Source organism: Phormidium sp. CCY1219 (assembly GCF_055795085.1).
In genome coordinates this window covers 1-228 of sequence record NZ_JAYFEQ010000007.1, presented here as the reverse complement: position 1 = coordinate 228, position 228 = coordinate 1, and the positions used below count along the sequence as shown (strand labels likewise).

The 228-nt window shown below is 50.4% G+C and carries 1 protein-coding gene; it reads right to left on the bottom strand.

All coding sequences use genetic code 11. The annotated features are described in order from the left end of the window. The coding region (locus AC0QH1_RS00220; RefSeq protein ID WP_324628738.1) for a formylglycine-generating enzyme family protein at positions 1 to 212 on the bottom strand (212 nt) is incomplete at its 3' end. Between the last annotated feature and the right edge of the window lie 16 nt (positions 213 to 228).

Sequence of the window (228 nt, the reverse complement as noted above, 5' to 3'; positions counted from 1 at the left end):
GGCGTAGTGGTTCCGGCGCGACAGGCATATTCCCATTCTGCTTCACTGGGTAAGCGATAAACCCGTCCCGTTTTTTCCGACAGTCGGCGACAAAATTCCACCGCATCGTACCAGGATACCCTTTCCACGGGTAAGTTCTTGCCTTTCAAAACAGAGGGATTATTTCCCATCACTGCTTGCCATTGTGCCTGGGTTACCGGATATTTGCCCATAAAAAATTCCGGTACC